This window comes from Kocuria sp. CPCC 205297, from assembly GCF_040981035.1.
Taxonomy (GTDB): Bacteria; Actinomycetota; Actinomycetes; order Actinomycetales; family Micrococcaceae; genus Kocuria; species Kocuria marina.
In genome coordinates this window covers 1-5,706 of the sequence record NZ_JAVKPY010000026.1, presented here as the reverse complement: position 1 = coordinate 5,706, position 5,706 = coordinate 1, and the positions used below count along the sequence as shown (strand labels likewise).

Below are 5,706 nucleotides of genomic sequence, written 5' to 3'. Positions count from 1 at the left end.
GGTGTGGTTTGTTGTTTGTCAACTCAATAGTGTGTCTAGTTTGTTGATACCAAAGTTTTTTTGTTTTTGGTTGATGGCCTGATGGCCCCTGGGGTGTTTTCCCGTTTCCTGGGGGTGTTGGGTGTCAGCTGGGATCCTGCCCTGGTTTTGCTGCGCTGTTTGGTGTGGTGGTGGGGTGGTTTCTGTTGAATGTTTTTTGACGGAGAGTTTGATCCTGGCTCAGGACGAACGCTGGCGGCGTGCTTAACACATGCAAGTCGAACGCTGAAGCTTGGTGCTTGCACTGGGTGGATGAGTGGCGAACGGGTGAGTAATACGTGAGTAACCTGCCCTTGACTCTGGGATAAGCCTGGGAAACTGGGTCTAATACTGGATATGACCTCCTGTCGCATGGTGGGGGGTGGAAAGGGTTTGTACTGGTTGTGGATGGGCTCACGGCCTATCAGCTTGTTGGTGGGGTAATGGCCTACCAAGGCGACGACGGGTAGCCGGCCTGAGAGGGTGACCGGCCACACTGGGACTGAGACACGGCCCAGACTCCTACGGGAGGCAGCAGTGGGGAATATTGCACAATGGGCGCAAGCCTGATGCAGCGACGCCGCGTGAGGGATGACGGCCTTCGGGTTGTAAACCTCTTTCAGCACGGAAGAAGCGAAAGTGACGGTACGTGCAGAAGAAGCGCCGGCTAACTACGTGCCAGCAGCCGCGGTAATACGTAGGGCGCAAGCGTTGTCCGGAATTATTGGGCGTAAAGAGCTCGTAGGCGGTTTGTCGCGTCTGCTGTGAAAGCCCGGGGCTTAACCCCGGGTGTGCAGTGGGTACGGGCAGACTTGAGTGCAGTAGGGGAGACTGGAACTCCTGGTGTAGCGGTGAAATGCGCAGATATCAGGAAGAACACCGATGGCGAAGGCAGGTCTCTGGGCTGTTACTGACGCTGAGGAGCGAAAGCATGGGGAGCGAACAGGATTAGATACCCTGGTAGTCCATGCCGTAAACGTTGGGCACTAGGTGTGGGGGACATTCCACGTTTTCCGCGCCGTAGCTAACGCATTAAGTGCCCCGCCTGGGGAGTACGGCCGCAAGGCTAAAACTCAAAGGAATTGACGGGGGCCCGCACAAGCGGCGGAGCATGCGGATTAATTCGATGCAACGCGAAGAACCTTACCAAGGCTTGACATACACCGGATCGGCTCAGAGATGGGTTTTCCTCCTTGTGGGGCTGGTGTACAGGTGGTGCATGGTTGTCGTCAGCTCGTGTCGTGAGATGTTGGGTTAAGTCCCGCAACGAGCGCAACCCTCGTTCTATGTTGCCAGCACGTGATGGTGGGGACTCATAGGAGACTGCCGGGGTCAACTCGGAGGAAGGTGGGGATGACGTCAAATCATCATGCCCCTTATGTCTTGGGCTTCACGCATGCTACAATGGCCAGTACAATGGGTTGCGATACCGTGAGGTGGAGCTAATCCCAAAAAGCTGGTCTCAGTTCGGATCGTGGTCTGCAACTCGACCACGTGAAGTCGGAGTCGCTAGTAATCGCAGATCAGCAACGCTGCGGTGAATACGTTCCCGGGCCTTGTACACACCGCCCGTCAAGTCACGAAAGTTGGTAACACCCGAAGCCGGTGGCCTAACCCTTGTGGGGGGAGCCGTCGAAGGTGGGACTGGCGATTGGGACTAAGTCGTAACAAGGTAGCCGTACCGGAAGGTGCGGCTGGATCACCTCCTTTCTAAGGAGCACGCTGACCGGCCGGGTGGCTGGTGGCCCCACAGACCACGAGATCGTGGTGCGCCGTTGAGACGGTGGTGGGTGTTTTGCTCATGGGTGGAATATCAGCAAGCGGACACGGATACTACGCACACGGGAACACTGCTGGCTTGGATGGTTGGTGGTGGTGTGTGTGGGGGTTCGTGGTGGCACATTGTTGGGTTGTCGATCAACAAGTTACGTTGGTTGGTTTCCTGGGGCACTGACGCATCCATTGTGGTGGGTGTGTGGTGTTGGTGGGTTGTTGTTTGTCAACTACATAGTGGACGCGAGCATCTTGGACGCCGCGTGCATCTGGTCACACGTTGATCACGGTCGAGGGGTTTTCGGATTCCTGGTTGTGGTGGTGTGGTGGGTGTGTGTGGTGTGTTCTTTGATGATTGTTTTGTGTTGTGTGGCGTAGAAGTTGTTACGGGCACACGGTGGATGCCTTGGCATCAGGAGCTGATGAAGGACGTGGAAATCTGCGATAAGCCTCGGGGAGTTGATAAACGAGCTGTGATCCGAGGGTCTCCGAATGGGGTAACCCGGCTGCGTATCATGCGTGGTCACTCGTATCTGAATTCATAGGGTGCGAGGAGGAACGTGGGGAAGTGAAACATCTCAGTACCCATAGGAAGAGAAAACAATAGTGATTCCGTGAGTAGTGGCGAGCGAAAGCGGATGGTGGCTAAACCGGTTGTGTGTGATACCTGGCGAGGGTTGCATGATCGGGGTTGTGGGATGCGTTGTTCTCGGGGTCGCCACCCCGGGCGCTGTGGCGCTGTGGTAGTCGAACTGGTGGTGAGTGCCAGACCGTAGGGGGTGTGAGTCCCGTAGACGAAACCGTGGTGTGCGTGGTGTGACGTTGTTCCCGAGTAGCACGGGGCCCGTGAAATCTCGTGTGAATCTGCCAGGACCACCTGGTAAGCCTGAATACTTCCTGATGACCGATAGCGGATCAGTACCGTGAGGGAATGGTGAAAAGTACCCCGGGAGGGGAGTGAAATAGTACCTGAAACCGTGTGCTTACAAGCCGTTGGAGCCTTTTGGGGTGACAGCGTGCCTTTTGAAGAATGAGCCTGCGAGTTAGTGTTACGTCGCGAGATTAACCCGTGTGGGGTAGTCGTAGCGAAAGCGAGTCTGAATAGGGCGTTGTGTAGTGGCGTGATCTAGACCCGAAGCGGGGTGATCTACCCATGGCCAGGTTGAAGCGCGTGTAAGAGCGCGTGGAGGACCGAACCCACTTCAGTTGAAAATGGAGGGGATGAGCTGTGGGTAGGGGTGAAAGGCCAATCAAACTCCGTGATAGCTGGTTCTCCCCGAAATGCATTTAGGTGCAGCGTTGCGTGTTGCTTCCCGGAGGTAGAGCTACTGGATGGCTGATGGGCCCTACAAGGTTACTGACGTCAACCAAACTCCGAATGCCGGTGAAGTGTAAGCGTGGCAGTGAGACTGTGGGGGATAAGCTTCATAGTCGAAAGGGAAACAGCCCAGACCATCAACTAAGGCCCCTAAGCGTGTGCTAAGTGGGAAAGGATGTGGAGTTGCTTAGACAACCAGGAGGTTGGCTTAGAAGCAGCCACCCTTGAAAGAGTGCGTAATAGCTCACTGGTCAAGTGATTCCGCGCCGATAATGTAGCGGGGCTCAAGTACACCGCCGAAGTTGTGGCATGACACCGTATAGCTGAGCCGTTTGTGGTTGAGGTGGTGTTGTGGGTAGGGGAGCGTCGTTGGGGTAGTGAAGCTGCGGGGTGACCCAGTGGTGGAACCTCAACGAGTGAGAATGCAGGCATGAGTAGCGATAGACGGGTGAGAAACCCGTCCGCCGGATGATCAAGGGTTCCAGGGTCAAGCTAATCTGCCCTGGGTGAGTCGGGACCTAAGGCGAGGCCGACAGGCGTAGTCGATGGACAACGGGTTGATATTCCCGTACCGACGAAGAACCGACCCTATCGAACCGGGGATACTAACCACCCGAACCACCACGATCCGTGGCCGTTTACGGTCATGGGAGTGTGTGGGGAGCGTGGGACCTGATCCGGGGAGGTAAACGTGTTAACAGGTGTGACGCAGGAAGGTAGCCGAGCCAGGCGATGGTTGTCCTGGTCTAAGCATGTAGGGCGATCCGTTGGTAAATCCGCGGGTCATGGGCCTGAGATGTGATGGGACTCTCTTAGGTGAGGGAATTCGGTGATCCTATGCTGCCAAGAAAAGCATCGACGTGAGGTTCTAGTCGCCCGTACCCTAAACCGACACAGGTGATCAGGTAGAGAATACTAAGGCGTTCGAGAGAATCATGGTTAAGGAACTCGGCAAAATGCCCCCGTAACTTCGGGAGAAGGGGGGCCCTGGTTGGTGAACACCCACGCGGTGTGAGCTGGTCGGGGTCGCAGAGGCTAGAGGGAAGCGACTGTTTATCAAAAACACAGGTCCGTGCGAAGTCGTAAGACGATGTATACGGACTGACTCCTGCCCGGTGCTGGAAGGTTAAGAGGACTCGTTAAACCCTTCGGGGTTGAAGCGGAGAATTTAAGCCCCAGTAAACGGCGGTGGTAACTATAACCATCCTAAGGTAGCGAAATTCCTTGTCGGGTAAGTTCCGACCTGCACGAATGGAGTAACGACTTCCCTACTGTCTCAACCATGAACTCGGCGAAATTGCAGTACGAGTAAAGATGCTCGTTTCGCGCAGCAGGACGGAAAGACCCCGAGACCTTTACTATAGTTTGGTATTGGTGTTCGGTGTGGCTTGTGTAGGATAGGTGGGAGACTGTGAAGCCGTCACGCTAGTGGTGGTGGAGTCGTTGTTGAAATACCACTCTGGTCACTCTGGATATCTAACTTCGGCCCGTGATCCGGGTCAGGGACAGTGCCTGATGGGTAGTTTAACTGGGGCGGTTGCCTCCTAAAGAGTAACGGAGGCGCCCAAAGGTTCCCTCAGCCTGGTCGGCAATCAGGTGTTGAGTGTAAGTGCACAAGGGAGCTTGACTGTGAGAGTGACAGCTCGAGCAGGGACGAAAGTCGGGACTAGTGATCCGGCGGTACATTGTGGAATGGCCGTCGCTCAACGGATAAAAGGTACCTCGGGGATAACAGGCTGATCTTGCCCAAGAGTCCATATCGACGGCATGGTTTGGCACCTCGATGTCGGCTCGTCGCATCCTGGGGCTGGAGTTGGTCCCAAGGGTTGGGCTGTTCGCCCATTAAAGCGGTACGCGAGCTGGGTTCAGAACGTCGTGAGACAGTTCGGTCCCTATCCGCTGCGTGCGTTGGAAATTTGTGGAGGCCTGTCCTTAGTACGAGAGGACCGGGACGGACGAACCTCTGGTATGTCAGTTGTTCCGCCAGGAGCACCGCTGATTAGCTACGTTCGGGATTGATAACCGCTGAAAGCATCTAAGCGGGAAGCTTGCTCCGAGATGAGATTTCCTGACCTCCTTTGTGGGGTGTGAGGTGCCCAGTAGACGACTGGGTTGATAGGCCAGATGTGGAAGCGTTGCAAGACGTGGAGCTGACTGGTACTAATACACCGAAAACTTCTACACACACAGCCTTCATTCGAAGAACGTGATGTTCGCGTCCACCATGTGGTTGACCACCAACAACCCCCCACCCGCTACCCGGCCCCGCAGGCTGGTGTATGGGGTGGGCCGGGGGTAGTGGTTGGTAACATAATATTGCTTGGTCCACGAAACACGGGACCCCATGGTTTCATCACCCCACGCATGGTTGCTGGTAGTCACCGTGCAGGGGGTTGGTGGCAGGGTTTCCGGTGGTTATAGCGTGGGGGAAACGCCCGGTCCCATCCCGAACCCGGTAGCTAAGACCCACAGCGCTGATGGTACTGCACTCGAAAGGGTGTGGGAGAGTAAGACACCGCCGGGATTAACATGAAAGAAAGAAGTGGTCGAGGCCGCACCCCCTTTAGGGGGCGCGGCCTCCCACCATTTAACACGCC

3 rRNA genes are annotated in these 5,706 nt (G+C 55.7%); all 3 read left to right on the top strand.

Annotation, left to right across the window (positions count from 1 at the left end):
- The first annotated feature begins 196 nt into the window (after positions 1-196).
- Positions 197-1,728, top strand: a 16S ribosomal RNA gene (locus tag RF650_RS13445).
- Between the two features lie 437 nt (positions 1,729-2,165).
- Positions 2,166-5,293: ribosomal RNA gene (locus tag RF650_RS13440) — 23S ribosomal RNA — on the top strand.
- Between the two features lie 223 nt (positions 5,294-5,516).
- A 5S ribosomal RNA gene (gene rrf / locus RF650_RS13435) occupies positions 5,517-5,633 on the top strand.
- Together the 16S, 23S and 5S rRNA genes form the textbook arrangement of a ribosomal RNA operon.
- Positions 5,634-5,706: the final 73 nt, after the last annotated feature.